At 72.7% G+C, this 15,044-nt stretch carries 13 protein-coding genes and 1 pseudogene; 12 read left to right on the top strand and 2 right to left on the bottom strand.

All coding sequences use genetic code 11. The features are described 5' to 3' along the window. The 10 genes from V7793_RS20660 to ssuE all read left to right on the top strand — a co-directional run. On the top strand, window positions 1-1,170 hold a 1,170-nt coding region (locus V7793_RS20660; protein WP_336008626.1), incomplete at its 5' end, for an amino acid adenylation domain-containing protein. Continuing rightward, a complete protein-coding gene (locus V7793_RS20665; protein ID WP_336008628.1) occupies window positions 1,167-2,381 on the top strand; it encodes an acyl-CoA dehydrogenase family protein in 1,215 nt (404 codons plus the stop codon). The genes V7793_RS20660 and V7793_RS20665, both read left to right, overlap by 4 nt. A gap of 381 nt (window positions 2,382-2,762) precedes the next feature. Continuing rightward, window positions 2,763-3,335: a hypothetical protein gene (locus V7793_RS20670; RefSeq protein WP_336008630.1), complete on the top strand. Its 573-nt coding sequence runs from the start codon at window positions 2,763-2,765 to the stop codon at window positions 3,333-3,335. Window positions 3,336-3,380: 45 nt separating this feature from the next. Next, window positions 3,381-3,614, top strand: a complete 234-nt coding sequence (locus V7793_RS20675; RefSeq protein WP_336008632.1) for an acyl carrier protein — start codon at window positions 3,381-3,383, stop codon at window positions 3,612-3,614. Next, a complete protein-coding gene (locus tag V7793_RS20680) occupies window positions 3,565-4,362 on the top strand; it encodes a thioesterase II family protein (RefSeq protein WP_336008634.1) in 798 nt (265 codons plus the stop codon). The genes V7793_RS20675 and V7793_RS20680 overlap by 50 nt, the downstream gene beginning before the upstream one ends. Beyond that, window positions 4,352-5,215, top strand: a complete 864-nt coding sequence (locus V7793_RS20685; protein ID WP_336008635.1) for a PAS domain-containing protein — start codon at window positions 4,352-4,354, stop codon at window positions 5,213-5,215. The genes V7793_RS20680 and V7793_RS20685 overlap by 11 nt, the downstream gene beginning before the upstream one ends. Window positions 5,216-5,411: 196 nt before the next feature. After that, window positions 5,412-6,758, top strand: coding sequence for a nitrate/nitrite transporter (locus V7793_RS20690; protein ID WP_336008636.1), 1,347 nt, complete (start codon window positions 5,412-5,414; stop codon window positions 6,756-6,758). A 10-nt stretch (window positions 6,759-6,768) separates the two neighbouring features. Beyond that, entirely contained in the window at window positions 6,769-8,853 is a 2,085-nt protein-coding gene (locus V7793_RS20695; RefSeq protein ID WP_336008638.1) for a molybdopterin oxidoreductase family protein, read from the top strand. Further along, entirely contained in the window at window positions 8,850-10,406 is a 1,557-nt protein-coding gene (locus tag V7793_RS20700) for an FAD-dependent oxidoreductase (protein WP_336008639.1), read from the top strand. The genes V7793_RS20695 and V7793_RS20700 overlap by 4 nt, the downstream gene beginning before the upstream one ends. An 88-nt stretch (window positions 10,407-10,494) precedes the next feature. Further along, window positions 10,495-11,028, top strand: coding sequence for an NADPH-dependent FMN reductase (gene ssuE / locus V7793_RS20705; RefSeq protein ID WP_336008640.1), 534 nt, complete (start codon window positions 10,495-10,497; stop codon window positions 11,026-11,028). A 73-nt stretch (window positions 11,029-11,101) separates the two neighbouring features. Here the strand turns inward: ssuE and V7793_RS20710 are convergent, their stop codons facing one another. Continuing rightward, window positions 11,102-11,773, bottom strand: coding sequence for a hypothetical protein (locus tag V7793_RS20710; RefSeq protein ID WP_336008642.1), 672 nt, complete (start codon window positions 11,771-11,773; stop codon window positions 11,102-11,104). 238 nt (window positions 11,774-12,011) lie between these two features. On the opposite strand from V7793_RS20710, the gene V7793_RS20715 reads away from it, so the two are divergent. Both V7793_RS20715 and V7793_RS20720 read left to right on the top strand, forming a co-directional pair. Continuing rightward, window positions 12,012-14,060, top strand: a complete 2,049-nt coding sequence (locus V7793_RS20715; protein ID WP_336008643.1) for an NADPH-dependent 2,4-dienoyl-CoA reductase — start codon at window positions 12,012-12,014, stop codon at window positions 14,058-14,060. A 53-nt stretch (window positions 14,061-14,113) separates the two neighbouring features. Further along, window positions 14,114-14,686: a PadR family transcriptional regulator gene (locus tag V7793_RS20720; protein WP_336008645.1), complete on the top strand. Its 573-nt coding sequence runs from the start codon at window positions 14,114-14,116 to the stop codon at window positions 14,684-14,686. On the opposite strand, the pseudogene V7793_RS20725 reads toward V7793_RS20720, so the two are convergent. Then, window positions 14,625-15,044, bottom strand: a pseudogene (locus V7793_RS20725) (DUF6114 domain-containing protein); the annotation flags it as partial. The gene V7793_RS20720 and the pseudogene V7793_RS20725 sit on opposite strands and share 62 nt — an antisense overlap.

Here is a 15,044-nt window from a genome sequence, read left to right on the forward strand (position 1 = left end):
GCCGAGGGCGCACCGGGGTCCGTCGCGCCGCTGCCCCGGAACACCGCCGACCGCTCCCGCGAAACCCGCTACACCATCTTCACCTCGGGGACCACCGGCCGCCCCAAGGGCGCCACGGTCGAGCACCAGGGCATGCTCAATCACCTCTGGGCCAAGGTCGCCGACCTGTCCCTGGGCCCCGACGACGTGGTGGCCTTCACGGCCCCGCTGGTGTTCGACATCTCGATCTGGCAGATGCTCTGCCCGCTGCTGGCGGGCGGGCGGCTCGTGGTCGTCGACGACAGCGCCATGCGCTTCCCGCGATGGCTCGTCGGCACCCTGGACACCGCGGGCGTGACGGTCGTCGAACTCGTCCCCACCGTCGTCGGCTGGCTCGTTGACGAGGCGCAGCGCCTGGGCGGCGGACTGCTGCAGCGGCTGCGTTGGCTGCTGTCCACCGGCGAGGAGCTCCACCCCGCCGTGGCGGCGCGGGTCCTCGACGGCCTCCCGCACGTGGCCGTGGTCAACGCCTACGGGCCCACCGAGTGCTCCGACGACGTCACCCACCACCTGGTGACCTCCGCCGACCTCGCCCGCCCCCGCCTCCCGGTCGGCTCGCCCGTCCTCAACACCGCGCTCTACCTGCTGGTGCGCGGCGCGGACGACACATGGCGGGCGGCCGAACCGGGGGAGAGCGGCGAGCTGTTCGTCGGCGGGACCGGCGTGGGGCTCGGCTACCTCAACGACCCCGGCACCACCGGCCGCGCGTTCTTCCGCGACCCCTTCGACCCGGCCTCGGCGACCGGGCGGCTCTACCGCACCGGCGACCTGGCGCGCTTCGACGAGGGGCTCGTGCACTACCTCGGCCGCAACGACCGGCAGGTGAAGGTCGCCGGCGTGCGCATGGAGCTCGACGAGATCGAAGCCGTCCTGAGCCGGCACCCGGCCGTCGACCAGTGCGCCGTCACGGTGTCCGGCGAGGGCGACCTCGCCGAACTGGTCGCCCACTACTGCCTGCGCGGCCCGGCGTCGCCGGAGGCGCTGGAGGAGGCCCTGGGCGCGGCCCTGCCGCGGCCGATGGTGCCGCGGCGCTGGCGGGAGTGGGACGCACTGCCCCTCACGCCCAACGGAAAGACCGACCACCGGTCGCTGCAGGCGGCCGCCGCCACTCCCCGGAAAGAGGCGCCATGACCACGGCAGCCGTGAAGAAGACGAAGGCCCTCGCGGACGGCGGCGGGCCGGCGGGCGGCACACCGAGCCTGGCGGAACGGGCCGCGGCGGTGGCCCGCGTCGCCGAACAGGATCTCGCCCGTACCGAACGCGACGCGGTCTTCCCCGAGCAGGCGCTCGCGGAGATGCGCCGCACCGGGCTGCTCGGCCTCCTCGTGCCCGCCGCCGACGGGGGCCTCGGCGGCACGGTCGCCGACCTCGTCGACGTCAGCATGATCCTCGGGCGCACCGACATGTCGGTGGCGATGATCTTCGCGATGCACTGCCAGCAGTCGGAGGCGATCGTGCGCTACGCGCAGTCGCCCCTGCGCGAGGAACTGCTGCCCCTGCTGGCGTCCGGGGACCTCTACCTGGCCTCGGTCACCACCGAACCCGGCAAGGGCGGGCACCTGTTCAGGTCGTACGCCCCGCTGCGCGAGGCCGGCGGGACCCTGGAGATCGACCGGACCGCGCCGATCGTGACCGGCGGCACCATGGCGGACGGCTTCCTCATCACGATGCGCAGCCCCGAGGCCACCGCGGACCACCACGTCTCCCTGGTCTACGCCCACCGCCGGCAACTGCGCGTGGAGAGCGCCGGGCAGTGGTGCCCGATGGGCATGCGCGCCAGCCACAGCCTTCCGCTGACGCTCACCGGCTCCGTCCCCGCCCACCAGGTGCTCGGCGAGCACGGCGGCTTCCACCGGATCGCCCAGGGCGTGTTCGGCCCGCTGGCCCACCTCGGCTGGTCGGCGGCCTGGCTGGGAACGGCCTGCGGGGCGCTGTCCCGCGTCCTGCACCTGCTGCGCGACCCCAAGGCCCGCAAACGGTTCGACCTCGGCTCCGAGCTGTTCCTGACCCGGCTGTCCCGGTCCCGGCAGCGGCTGGACGGCGTCCACGCCCTGCTGCGGCGCACGCAGGAGCTGGTGGCGGGGGAGACGGACCTGTCCGCTCCGGGCATCCAGCTGCTGCTGAACAACCTCAAGATCACCGCCGCCGAGGAGTGCCATGCGGCCGTCAACGACCTCGTCGACGCCGTCGGCCTGCGCCACGGCTACCTCCAGGACTCGCCGACCCGGCTGGAGAAGTCCCTGCGCGACCTGCGCTCGGCGGCGCTGAACTACAGCAACGACCGCCTGCACCTGGCCGACGGGCAACTGTGCCTGCTCGACCCGGACGTGAACTTCGCCTGATCCGCCCGCGGGCAGCCTGCCCGCGGCATGCCGGCGCGCCACGGAGCGGCCCCTGGGGGCCCGCCCGGACGGCTCCGCGCCCGCCCTTCCCCCTGCGCACGGCGCTCGCCCGCGCCGCTCCCCGGCCGCACGCCGGCCGGTTCCCGCACCCTGTCCGTGTCCTCCGCTGCGCCGGAAAGGAAACACGGCCACGCGGTAATGCGCGGCAATGCAGTAATGCAGTAATGCGGCAATGCGGCACAGTCATGCCTCCATTCTGCGCGGTAAGTGAATCACCGATTCGATAAAAGGCCGGGATGAAAATCCTTGCGCCGGTCGGGGAAAACCCGTTAACGTCGAATCACGAACCCCACCCGAACCGAATTCTCCGAGGGGCCCACTATGCCCGGAAACACCACGGAAAACTCGACCGAGAATTGGACGACCGCGCTGCGGTACATCGCAGGGCGCAAGGCCGCCGAGGAGTCCCTCGGATTCCTCGCCCACATCAGCGCCACCGTGCGGGGCACCGCCGGCGAGGCGGACGTCGTACCGGCGGCGGCCAAGGCGTGCGTCCCCTTCATGGCCTCGGCGGTCTCGCTGGACGCCCCCGCGACGCACCCCGGGCCCGTCGTCCAGTCCCCGGCCGAGTTCTCGGCGGCGCTGGACGGCGTACGCGCCCTGGCCCTGAAGGGCCCCGGCCCCCAGCTCGTGATCAGCGGGCACGAGGGGACGGCCAAGCAGACGGACCCGGCCCACCTGGAGCTGCTGCGCGAGTGGGGGGCCGACTCGGCGGTGGCCCTCTCGCTGGACTACCGGGGCGTCCCCGGGGGCCTTCTCGTCCTCGTGCGGGGCGAGGCGCACCGCCGGGGCCCGCTCGGCCCGGGCGACCTCGCCCTCGTCTCCGAAGTGGCCGACCGGATCGCGGCGTTCAACGCCTTCGCCACGCACGCGGCGGCCGGGGCGGGCCGGTAATCCCGTACGCGGGTTTCAGACAGTCGAACAGAATAGGAGCGGTTTATGCCGGCGAGCTGGACAGATGTGCGCTCCTGGATCCTCGAACGCAATCCCGACCTGACGGAACTGGACCAGGAAACCGACATCATCGAGACGCGGATCATCAATTCCCTGCAGTTCGTGGAGCTCGTCCTCTACGTCGAGGAACTGCGCGGCACGATGCTCCAGTCCAACGAGGTCGATCTCGATGCCTTCCGCACCCTCAAGGGCATCGAGAAGAACTTCCTCCATGTCTGAACGGGCCTATGTCGTGCAGGGGAGCCTCGAAGAGGCCGCCGACGTCGTGGTCTTCCTGCCGCCCGCCGGCAGCGTCACGTCGCCGTACCTCCCGATAGGGTCCCGGCTGCCGGCCACGCTGCCGGCGGTGCACTGCGAAATACCCGGCCGCGGCCGCCTGGCGCACGACGAGGCACCCGCCTCCGTGCACGGCGCCGTGGGCCGATGGGCCGGCGAACTCGCCGCGCTGCTTCCCGGACGGCGGCTCCACGTGTTCGGCCACAGCCTGGGAGCGCTGTTCGCGTACGAGCTCACGGCCCTGCTCGAAGCCCGGCCCGACGGCGGGGCCGAAGTCGCCACACTGCTCGTCTCCGGCTCCCGCGAGCCGGGAAGCGCGCCCCGTTCCCTGGTGGTCCACGCGTTCGCGGCCCTGCGCCGCGAACAGCGGCCGGCGGACCGGGAGGGCGACGCCGAGGGCGCCCGCCTGCTGGACGACCTCCGGATGCGCCGGGAACACCGGACCGCCGGTCAGCGGCTCCGCGCGCCCCTCGCACTGTTCTGCGGGCGTGCCGACGCATTCGCCCGGCCCGCGGAAATGCTCGAATGGAAACGCTTTACCGGCGGCCCTTTTCTGGGAATGTTTACATTCGACGGCGGACATGATTACCATCTGTCCGGCCGGCAGGAAATAGCCGCGACAATCAGCAGAATCGTGAATCGTCATCCGAATTCGAATTCAGAAGACCTGGGAGTCAGAAATGACGGCTGAAAACGTCACCATCCCCTCCACCGACCAGCTGATCGACGTCATCGGGAACAGCTCGGTGGGCATCGCGGTCACCGACGGCTCCGGCGCCGTCGTCCTGCACAACAAGGCGCTCTCCGTCCTCATGGGCGGCGAGACCGCCCACCTCGGCGAGCGGATCCTGTCCGGCGGTGCGGGCGAGGACCTGGCCGGGCTGCTGGAGCGGCTGAAGAAGGACGGCCGGATCGAGCACGCCGCGGTCACCTTCCGCAGCGCCGCCGGGAAGGACCGCACGGTCCGCGTCAACGCGGTGCTGACGGGAGAGGGCGCCGGCACCCGCATCCACTGGGTGAGCCGCCCGGAGCTCGGCGAGCGGCTGCCGGTCTCCAGCACCAGCACCGAGGACGCGGCCCTGTCCGACGCCACGGCCTGGATCCGCGCGGTCGACGAGTGCGCCCACCCGTCCCTGGCCCCGGCCAAGGACAAGGAAGCGGTGATGCGCGAGTTCTACCAGGTGGCGCCGGTGGCGATCCACCTGATCGGGGTCAACGGCAACGTCATGCACGCCAACCCCGCGGACGTCGCCCTGGTCGACTACACCGCGACGCCGACCGAGTACGTCGGCGGCCACATTCGCAAGATCTACGAGGACCAGGGCCTGCTCGACGACTTCCTCTCCCGCTGGGACGAGGACTCGCCGATCATCAACTTCCGCGCGAACTTCGTCACCAAGGACGGGGAGCCGCGGCCGGTGCTGATCTTCTCGACGGCGCAGGCCGAGGGCGGCAGCGTCAGCAACACCCGCTGCTTCGTCTTCAACGACCCCGAGCCGGGCCGCGCCCGCGACACCATCAGCGCGTTCGGCTGGCCGGCCTGATCGCCGGGCGGGCGGGGCGCGGCATCCCACCGCGCCCCGCCCGCCCGTTCTTCTGCCGCTTGCCGCTTGCCGCTTGCCGCTCACCGCTTATTGCTCACTGCTTACCGGGCAAGCCGTCAACCCATTGCTGCACGTCTCGATTCGCTTATCTCGATTCGCTTTTACACGTCCCGATCGGTGGGGGAAGGAATATCCGATGACCCAGGTGCAGGACAGGTCACCGTCGTTACTGGCGAATTGGGATCCGGAGGACGAGCGCTTCTGGCGCGAGACGGGCAGCAGGGTCGCCCGCCGTAATCTCGTGGTGTCCATCGTCAATGAGCACATCGGCTTCTCGGTCTTCACCATGTGGTCGGTGCTCGTGCTCTTCCTCGGGCCGGACACCGGATTCTCCTTCAGCGCCTCGGACAAGTTCCTGCTCATCAGCATCCCGACGGCGGTCGGAGCCCTGATGCGGCTGCCCTACGGCTACCTGGTGACCCGGTTCGGCGGGCGCAACTGGACGGTGTTCGCCGGGCTGGTCCTGCTCGTGCCGACCGCGCTGGCCGCGGTGTTCGTCCGGCTGCCCGGCACGCCGCTGTGGGTGTTCGTGCTCGTGGCGGCCACCGCCGGAATCGGCGGCGGGAACTTCGCCTCGTCGATGTGCAACATCCATGCCTTCTACCCGCGGCACCGGCAGGGCTGGGCTCTGGGCCTGAACGCCGGCGGCGGGAACCTCGGCGTGGTGACCGCCCAGCTGGCCGGCCTCGCCGTGCTCGTGACGGCCGGCGACACGCACCCGGTCTACCTGGTCTCGCTCTACATGCCGCTGATCGTGCTCGCCGCCGTCGCCGCGGCCCTGTGGATGGACAACCTGCCGACGCTGCAGCACCAGGGGTCGGCGCAGCGGGCGGCGCTGCGCAACAAGCACACGTGGATGCTGTCCCTGCTGTACGTGACGACGTTCGGTTCGTTCATCGGCTTCGGGTTCGCGTTCGGGCTGGTGCTGAAGGAGCAGTTCGGCTTCACCGCGCTGCAGGCCGCCTCGGTGACGTTCCTCGGCCCGCTGCTGGGATCCCTCGCGCGCCCCGTCGGCGGGCGCTGGGCCGACCGGTGGGGCGGCGCACGGGTCACGCTGTGGATGCTGCTGGCGATGACGGCCGGGACCGCGTTCCTCTACCTGGCCACCGAGGCGTCCTCGTCCCTGGCCTTCATCATCGCGTCCACCGTGCTCATCACGTTCGCCGGCATCGGCAACGGCTCGACGTACCGGATGATCCCCGAGGTGTTCGCAGGGCCGGCGGACGGAGCGACGGGTTCCACGACCGGCTCGTCCTCCCAGGCCTCCGGCGCGGTGATCGCGATCGCCGGCGCGGTGGGTGCGCTGGGCGGAGTGCTCATCAACCTGGCGTTCAGGTTCTCCTTCGGCGTCGCCGGCTCGGCCGGCCCGGCCATCGTGGGGTTCCTCGCCTTCTACGCGGCCTGCGTGCTCGTGGTGCGCGCGGTCTACCTGCGCAAGGACCGGCCGGCCGCAGCCGACCGGCCCCGCCCGGAACCTGCGTGAGGAGCCGAGGATGACACGAACCCACTGCCCGTACTGCGCGCTGCAGTGCGGGACCCGGCTGGAGGTCTCGCCCCAGGGGCTGACGGTCTCCCCGGACGAGGACTTCCCCGTCAACGCGGGCCGTCTGTGCATGAAGGGGTGGACGGCTCCCCGGGTGCTGTCCGCACCGGACCGGCTGACCGCGCCGCTGATGCGGCCGCGGCCGGGGGCGGAGCAGCGGCCGGTGCCGTGGGAGACCGCGCTGGACCACGTCGGCGCGGAGCTCCGCAGGATCGTCTCCGCCCACGGACCGGACGCCGTGGCGGTGTTCGGCGGCGGCGGGCTGACCAATGAGAAGGCCTACACGCTGGGCAAGTTCGCGAGGGTCGCGCTGGGCACCTCGCAGATCGACTACAACGGCCGGTTCTGCATGTCCTCGGCCGCGGCGGCCGGGTCCGCGGCGTTCGGACTGGACCGGGGCCTGCCGTTCCCGGTGACCGACCTGGCCTCGGCCGAGGTGGTCCTGCTGGCCGGGGCGAATGTCGCGGAGACCATGCCGCCGCTGATGCAGCACCTGGCCGGCGCCGACCTGATCGTCGTGGACCCCCGGCGGTCGGCGACGGCCGAACGCGCGGCGCTGCACCTGAGCCCCGCCCCGGGCACGGACCTGGCGCTCGTCCTGGGCCTGCTGCACGTCGCGGTCGTGGACGGGCACCTGGACCGCGGCTACGTCGCGCAGCGCACGACCGGGTTCGACGAGGCGTGGCGGCGGGCCGCCGAGTGGTGGCCCGAGCGCACCGAGCGGGTGACCGGAGTGCCGGTCGCCGACCAGTACGCCGCGGTGCGCATGCTCGCCGCGGCGAAGCGCCGGTACGTCCTGACCGGCCGCGGCGCGGAGCAGCACTCCAAGGGCACCGACACCGTCTCGTCCTACATCAACCTGGCGCTGGCGCTGGGCATGCCGGGACGGGAGGGCTCGGGCTACGGGTGCCTGACCGGCCAGGGCAACGGGCAGGGCGGCCGCGAGCACGGCCAGAAGGCCGACCAGCTGCCGGGCTACCGCAGGATCACCGACCCGGCGGCCCGGGAACACGTGGCCGGCGTGTGGGGCGTCGACCCCGGCGACCTGCCGGGAGCGGGCCCCAGCGGCTACGAGCTCCTGGACTCCCTGGGCCGGCCGGGCGGGCCGCGGGCCCTGCTGGTGTTCGGCTCGAACCCGGTGGTGTCGGCGCCCGCGGCCGGGAGGATCACCGCCCGGCTCGCCGCGCTGGACCTGCTGGTGGTGGCCGACTTCGTGCCGTCGGAGACCGTACGGATGGCCGACGTGGTGCTGCCGGTGACGCAGTGGGCCGAGGAGGACGGAACCATGACCAACCTCGAAGGGCGGGTGCTGCGGCGCCGCCGCGCGATCGACCCGCCGCCGGGCGTGCGCACCGACCTGTGGGTCCTGCGCGAACTCGCCGGCCGGCTCGGCCAGCCCGCCCACCGCTTCCCCGACGCCCCCGGCGAGGTCTTCGCCGAGCTGCGACGCGCCTCGCAGGGCGGGGCCGCGGACTACTCGGGCATCGAACCGCAGCACCTGGAGGACCGGGCGGAGCCGGCGCACTGGCCGTTCCCCGCCGGCGGCTCGCCGACGCCGCGGCTGTTCCTGGAACGCTTCGCCCACGACGACGGCCGCGCCCGGTTCCGGGCGGTCGCCCACCGCGACGCCGCGGAGCTGCCCGACGGCGCCTACCCGCTGCACGCCACCACGGGCCGGGTGCTCGCGCACTACCAGAGCGGGGCCCAGACCCGCCGCGTCCCCGAGTCCGTGGAGGCCGACGGGGAGGCGTTCGTGGAGGTCCACCCCGACACCGCCCGCCGCAGCGGGCTGACCGCGGGCGGACTGGCCCGCGTCGTCTCCCGGCGCGGTGCGACCGTCGCACGCGTCCGCACAGTGGCCTCGCTGCGCACCGACACTGTGTTCCTGCCGTTCCACTTCCCCGACGCCGGAAGGGCCAACCTGATCACCAACCCCGCGCTGGACCCGGTGTCGCGGATGCCGGAGTTCAAGGTCTGCTCCGTACGGCTGGAGCCGCTGGGCTCCGGCGCCGCGACCGGCAGCGGTGCGCTGTGAGCCGCATCGTCATCGTCGGCAACGGCCCGGCCGGGCACCGGCTCGCCGAACTGCTGCGCACGCGCGCCCCCCGGGCCGCCGTCACCGTCCTGGGGGCGGAGACCGAACCCGCCTACAACCGGGTGCTGCTGCCCTCGGTGATCTCCGGGAAGCTCTCCCCCGAGCAGACGTACCTCGCGGGCCACGACAGCGGCACCGTGACCGTCCGCAGGGGAGCCGTCGTGACCGGGATCGACCGGGAACGGCGCACGGTGCGCACCGCCGACGGGCTGCTGCACCCCTACGACGAGCTCGTGCTGGCCACCGGCGCACGCTGCTTCCTGCCGCCCCTGCCCGGCCTGACCGGCGCCGGGGGCGGCCCCGCCGACGGCGTGGTGGCCCTGCGCACCCTGGCCGACTGCCGGCGTCTGGAGGACCTCCTGCCCCGTGCGGGCGGCATCGTCGTCCTGGGCGGCGGTGTGCTCGGCCTGGAGGTCGCCCGCGCCCTCGGCGACCGGGGCCACGGAGTCGACGTGGTGCACATGGGCCCGCATGTGATGGAGCGTCAGCTCGATGCGCCCGCCGGGAAGACCCTGGCCGGCGTGCTCGAACGCCTGGGCATCCGCATCCACACCGGCCGCGCGGCCGCCTCCTGGACCGGTGACCGGCTCGTCCTCGACGACGGGTCGAGCCTGCCCGCCGGCCTGGTCGTCGTCTCCGCGGGAGTCCAGCCCAACACCGAGCTGGCCCGGGCAGCCGGGCTCGGTGTCGGCCGCGGCATCCTCGTGGACGACCACATGCGCACCAGCGACCCCCGCATCCACGCACTGGGCGACTGCGCGGAGCACGCAGGGCTGGTCGCCGGCCTCATCGCCCCCGCATGGGAGCAGGCCGAGACCCTCGCCGAAGCCCTCACCGGGGGAGACCGTCCCTACACCGCCACCCGTACCGTCACCCGCCTCAAGGCCCGCGGCGTCGACCTCGCCGTCATCGGCGACGGCAACCACGCCCTCCCCGGCGCCGAGGTCGTCACGCTGGCCGACCCGGCCCGCGGCCAGTACGCCCGCCTGGCCCTGCAGGACGAGCGCGTCGTCGGCGCCATCCTGCTCGGCTTCCCCTCCTCCGTGGCCGCCGTCAGCCAGCTCTACGACGCCGGCGCGCCCACCCCCGTCGACCGGCTCGCCCTGCTGGCCGGACGGGCCGTCGCCGGGCGGGCGGACGCTCCTGGGGACCTCCCCGACGAGGCCGTCGTCTGCCGCTGCAACAACGTCACCAAGCGGGCGCTCGTGGCCGGCTGGCGCGGCGGGGCCCGTACGCCCGAGGCCCTGGCCCGTACCACGCGCGCCTCCACCGGCTGCGGCAGCTGCGCGGGTGCGGTGGACGGCATCTGCACGTGGCTGAACGCCACGCGCGCGGCGCCGGACGAGGCCGGGGACGCGCTGTGCGCCGATGCCGGCGCCGTGCCTGCGGGCGATGCCCGTGACGGGTCCCCCGCCGGCGCCGGGGACGCGTTCGTCCCGGCGGGGGCTCCCCGGCAGGACCGGCAGCCGCTGCACGAGCTCCTCGCCCGCTGACCGGCACCACCCCGAACCCGTCCGAGAAACCGAACCGTCCGAGAAACCTTCACCGCGACCTCCGTCGCGACACATCCAAGGAGCGGCCGTGTCCAAAGTCCTGGTAATTTCCGGCAGTCCGTCTCCGACCTCCAAGACCGAGATGGTCGGCGACCTGGTGGCGGAGCGGCTGGCCGAGTACGAGTGGAACGCCGCCCACCTCAGGGTGCGTACGCTGCCCGCCGTGCCGCTGCTCAACGCGGACTGCTCGGACCCGGCGATCGCCGAGGCCGTCGGGCAGGTCGCCCGGGCCGACGGGATCGTCCTGGCCACTCCGACCTACAAGGCGAGCTACTCCGGCCTGCTCAAGGTCTTCCTGGACCTGCTGCCGCAGTCCGGCTTCACCCGCAAGGTCGTGCTCCCGCTGGCCACCGGCGGCAGCGCGGCGCACGTCCTCGTCCTGGACTACGCGTTGCGGCCGGTCGTGCAGTCGCTCGGCGCCCGGCACGTCGTGCAGAGCTTCTTCCTGCTGGACAAGCACCTGGACTGCAGCGGCGGGAGGCTGAGCGTCCTGCCGGAGAGCACGGAGATGCTCGACGGCGTGATCGAGCAGTTCCGCAAGGCGCTGATCGCGGCGCCGTGACCCGGGGAACGATCCCGCCCGGCGGACGGGGGTGCCGCCGGGCGGGGCCGGGTGGGAAAGATCGGCGCCGGGATCAGCGCTGGGCGGTGAACGCCTTGCCGGCCTTGCTGCCGGAGGAGCAGGACGCCTTCTCCGCCGACGTCATCTTGCGGGTCTTGACGACCACCGCGTTGCTCTGCCCGTCCGTGCCGTTCTTGGCGGGGCCGGTGATGGTGTCGGGGACGTACCAGTAGTAGTGGCCCCACTTGGGGCTGTCGTAGTGGGTCTGCCAGGTGCCCGAGACGGTCTGCATCACCTGGGCGCGGGAGATCCAGCCCACCTCGCCGGGCTTGACCGTCATGTTCAGGGAGCTGTTCTCCTCGTGGGAGCTGGACCAGGAGTGGCCGTAGTTCGCGGTGACGCTGACGTCGACGATGCCCGCGATCTTGCCGCCGGCCGTGACGGAGACGCCCACCGAGTCGGTCGAGCCGACCGAGTCGGACCAGCCCATCGACTGCGTGGCGTCGGAGGTGCTGCAGTTGTAGAGCGAGTTGGAGACCTGGCGGAACTCGCCGAGGAAGGCCTTGCCGAGCGCCGGGTCGTTGAAGCTGCACTTCCCTTCGCCCGACGCGCAGTCGGCTATGAGCTCCTTGCGGGTGGGCTCGTCGGCGGCGGCCGCCGGCAGGGCCATGGCCGCCGTCATTCCCAGTGCGGCTACCGAAAGGGCCGCCAGTCTGCCGCCGTTGCGCATGACGCGTGAGTTCAACGTGATCCCGTGCCTCTCAACTTGCTTGATGGAACCAGGGGTTCCGGTGTTGATCCAGAGACTGGTGCATGGAATGGGTCAACTACACCAAGGGTTGGTAAAGTTGTAGTTGATCATGAAATGTTCCACTTGATACACCTTTCTCCCGGTAACCCATCGAGGCCCTTATGCAACTTGTTGCAAAAGCGGGGGAGGTGTTCTAGAACTGGAGGGGACGACACCGCGAGGAAGGCCCCCGATGAGTCCCTCCAGCCCGGCCGGCCAGGCCGCCCCGTACCCGCACCTCCTGCGCCCCCTCGACCTGGGGTTCACCACGCTGCCCAATCGCGTGATCATGGGATCCATGCACGTCGGGCTGGAGGAGGCCGAGCGGGGCTTCGAGCGGATGGCGGCCTTCTACGCCGCCCGGGCCCGCGGCGGAGCCGGGCTGATCGTCACCGGAGGCATCGCCCCCAACGACCGGGGACGGCCCTGGGCGGGCGGGGCCAGGCTGGCCACGGCGGCCGAGGCCGAGGAGCACCGGGTCGTGACCGACGCCGTGCACCGCGAGGGCGGCCGGATCGCCCTGCAGATCCTCCACTTCGGCCGGTACGCCCACCACCCCGACCTGGTCGCGCCCAGCGCCGTGCAGGCGCCCATCAGCCCGTACGTCCCGCACGCCCTCACCGACGAGGAGGTCGAGGCGACCGTCGAGGACTTCGTACGGACCGCGGAGCTCGCCCGGGACGCCGGCTACGACGGCGTCGAGATCATGGGCTCCGAGGGCTACCTGATCAACGAGTTCATCGCGGCCGCGACCAACCGGCGCACCGACCGCTGGGGCGGCTCGTACGAGAACCGCATCCGCTTCCCCCTGGAGATCGTCCGGCGCACCCGCGAGCGCCTCGGGCCCTCCTTCATCCTGATCTACCGGCTCTCGATGCTCGACCTCGTGCCCGGCGGCTCCTCCCTGGACGAGGTGATCACCCTCGCCCGGGAGGTCGAGGCCGCAGGCGCCACGATCATCAACACCGGCATCGGCTGGCACGAGGCCCGCATCCCGACCATCGCCACCTCCGTGCCGCGCGGCGCGTACGCCTGGGTGACGAAGAAGGTCATGGGGTCCGTCTCCGTCCCCCTGGTCACCACCAACCGCATCAACACCCCCGAGGTCGCCGAGCAGCTGCTCGCCGAGGGCCACGCCGACCTCGTCTCGCTGGCCCGCCCCTTCCTCGCCGACCCGGACTTCGTCGCCAAGGCCCGCGCGGACCGGGCGGACGCGATCAACACCTGCATCGGCTGCAACCAGGCCTGCCTCGACCACACCTTCAGCGGGAAGATCACCTCCTGCCTGGTCAACCCGCGCGCCTGCCACGAGACCGAGCTCGTCCTCACGCCCACCCGGTGCCGCAAGCGCATCGGCGTCGTCGGCGCGGGCCCCGCCGGGCTCGCCTTCGCGGTCTCGGCGGCCGAGCGCGGCCACGCCGTGACGCTCTACGACGCGGCCGCGGAGATCGGCGGGCAGCTCAACGTCGCCAAGCGGGTCCCGGGCAAGGAGGAGTTCGGCGAGACCCTGCGCTACTTCCGCACCCAGCTCGCCCTGCACGGCGTGGACGTCCGCCTGAACACCACCGTCACCGCCGCGGACCTCACGTCCCAGGCCTACGACGAGGTCGTCATCGCCACCGGCGTCACCCCCCGCACCCCGGACATCCCCGGCGCGGACCACCCCAGCGTCGTCGGCTACCTCGACGTCCTGCGCGACGGGGCCGAGGCCGGCGGGCGCGTGGCCGTCGTCGGCGCGGGCGGCATCGGCTTCGACGTCGCCGCCCACCTCACCGACAGCGGCGAGGACGCGAGCCTCGACGCCGAGACGTACTTCCGCCACTGGGGCGTCGACACCGGCTACCGCACGCCCGGCGGGCTCGGCGAGGCCCGCCGGCCCGAGCCGCCGCGCACCGTGCACCTGCTCCAGCGCAAGACCAGCAAGGTCGGCGCGGGCCTGGGCAGGACCACCGGCTGGATCCACCGCACCGAGCTCAAGCACCGCGGCGTGACCATGGTCGCCGGCGTCACGTACGACCGCATCGACGACGAGGGCCTGCACATCACCGTCGACGGCGCGTCCACCGTCCTGCCGGTCGACACGGTCGTGCTCTGCACCGGGCAGGAGCCGCGGCGCGACCTGTACGAGGAGCTGCGCGCGACCGGGCAGTCCGTCCACCTCATCGGCGGCGCGGACGTGGCCGCCGAGCTCGACGCCAAGCGGGCCGTCCGCCAGGGCACCGAACTCGCGGCGGAGATCTGAGGCGAGGACGCACCCGGGGGCCGGGCCAGGTGCCCGGTCCCTAGGATGCGGGCATGTCCCTCCCGCACGCGATCCTCACCGCGCTCCTCGAGAAGCCCTCCTCGGGACTGGAGCTCGCCCGCCGCTTCGACCGGTCGATCGGCTACTTCTGGTCCGCCACGCACCAGCAGATCTACCGGGAGCTGGGGAAGCTCGAAGAGGCCGGGCTGATCCGGGCCCTGCCCGCCGGCGCCCCCGCCCGCGGGCAGAAGAAGGAGTACGAGGTCCTGCCCGCGGGCCGCGACGCGCTCACCGCCTGGGTCTCCGGGACCGACGACCCCCGGCCCGTGCGCGACCCGCTCCTGCTGCGCCTGCGCGCGGCGGCCGTCGTGGGCACGGGCGGCTTGGAGGAGGAGCTGCGGCGCCACCTGGACCTGCACCGGCGCCAGCTCGCGGAGTACCGGGCCATCGAGGAGCGCGACTTCCCCCCGGAGCGCGACGCCGAGGAGGACCGGCTGCGTCACGCGGTGCTGCGCGGGGGCATCGGCCTGGAGACCTTCTGGACCGACTGGCTCGCCGAGACCCTCACGGCGCTCGGGGAGAAGACGGAGGGGGAGCGGACGGAGGAGGAGTGGACGGAGGGGTAGCGGACGGACGGCCAGGCCCCAGCCTCAGACCGTCCGCGGCGATGGTGCCGCTCGTGACCAGCGCCTGCTCGGCGGTGACGTCCGTCATGAAGACGAACGGCGGCGCCACCGGCGGCACGGGCAGCCGGTCCGGGGTGAAGGTGAGGCACAGGACGCCCTGGACGCAGCCGGTCAGGCGGGTGAGGTACAGCGTCACCCGCCCGCCGAGCCTCAGTTCGTCGGCGGTCAGGGACAGTTCGGCGCCGCCCCCGTCCCGCGTCCGCAGCCGGTAGTCGGCCAGGGACGCGGCCCGCATGCTCAGCACCATGGCCCGGCGCGGGCCGCCCGCCGTCGGGACGTGAGCGACGCGGGCGAGCGT

It is taken from the genome of Streptomyces sp. KLMMK, assembly GCF_036961605.1.
Classification (GTDB): domain Bacteria; phylum Actinomycetota; class Actinomycetes; order Streptomycetales; family Streptomycetaceae; genus Streptomyces; species Streptomyces telluris.

Bases quoted from the DNA above. Each gene is read 5' to 3' on its own strand.
- V7793_RS20665 (WP_336008628.1), top strand. From the start codon at position 1,167: ATGACCACGGCAGCCGTGAAGAAGACGAAGGCCCTCGCGGACGGCGGC.
- V7793_RS20670 (WP_336008630.1), top strand. From the start codon at position 2,763: ATGCCCGGAAACACCACGGAAAACTCGACCGAGAATTGGACGACCGCG.
- V7793_RS20675 (WP_336008632.1), top strand. From the start codon at position 3,381: ATGCCGGCGAGCTGGACAGATGTGCGCTCCTGGATCCTCGAACGCAAT.
- V7793_RS20680 (WP_336008634.1), top strand. From the start codon at position 3,565: ATGCCTTCCGCACCCTCAAGGGCATCGAGAAGAACTTCCTCCATGTCT.
- V7793_RS20685 (WP_336008635.1), top strand. From the start codon at position 4,352: ATGACGGCTGAAAACGTCACCATCCCCTCCACCGACCAGCTGATCGAC.
- V7793_RS20690 (WP_336008636.1), top strand. From the start codon at position 5,412: ATGACCCAGGTGCAGGACAGGTCACCGTCGTTACTGGCGAATTGGGAT.
- V7793_RS20695 (WP_336008638.1), top strand. From the start codon at position 6,769: ATGACACGAACCCACTGCCCGTACTGCGCGCTGCAGTGCGGGACCCGG.
- V7793_RS20715 (WP_336008643.1), top strand. From the start codon at position 12,012: ATGAGTCCCTCCAGCCCGGCCGGCCAGGCCGCCCCGTACCCGCACCTC.
- V7793_RS20720 (WP_336008645.1), top strand. From the start codon at position 14,114: ATGTCCCTCCCGCACGCGATCCTCACCGCGCTCCTCGAGAAGCCCTCC.